1 protein-coding gene is annotated in these 673 nt (G+C 45.6%); it reads right to left on the bottom strand.

Features of this window, described 5'->3' with window-relative positions:
- Positions 1–673 (bottom strand): ISAs1 family transposase (locus AB4238_RS20290; protein WP_372035209.1); only part of this gene is annotated, 673 nt, incomplete at both ends.

The following is a 673-nucleotide window of genomic DNA, read 5'->3' on the forward strand; positions in this document are numbered from 1 at the left end:
CGTCTCTTTCGGCGAAGACTTAATTTGCTCGGTTCTTTTTTGAGAATATTGACGGTAGCCTGACGCAATCTTGCGAGGTTTTCTGCACCATCGCCTCGGGATATCTGACAGGCGTCCTCATTCATAGTCACATCCAGCACCCAATGAAGCTGATTTTCAACAGCCCAATGACCACGAGCAGCGTAGGCTAATTCTTCAGCCGATAATATGGCGGAACTGATGTAGTAACGCGTCTGAAGCGTTCCTTTGCCTTTGTGTACTCGATAGCTAATGACTTTGCCAAAGGTTTGTATTGTCGGCCATTTGGCATCAATCAGCTCCTTGGGAGCATCTATGGTTTGGTATTCTCGATATTCTTTTCGGCCACGCTGCGCCTCGATTTGAGTGAGGTTTATTGCATCATCTGGCTGAGCTCCAAAGGTATCTTTTACGAGCTGATGTAAAGCACTTTGATTGCCTTTGACTGCTAACAGGAAGTCTGCACCTTTGTCTATGATGGTATGGGCAATATCGGCTTGAGTGCCCATAGCATCAATGGTTACCAATGCTCCTTGAATATCCAATAGGGCTAATAACTCAGGAATAGCAGTGATCTCATTGGACTTCGCATCGGTTTTAAGTTGTCCCATCACAACACCATTGGCGACAGAGAAAGCATTCACCATATGAATAG

Origin of the sequence: Shewanella sp. 10N.286.45.A1, assembly GCF_041470405.1 — a bacterium.
GTDB lineage: Bacteria > Pseudomonadota > Gammaproteobacteria > Enterobacterales > Shewanellaceae > Shewanella.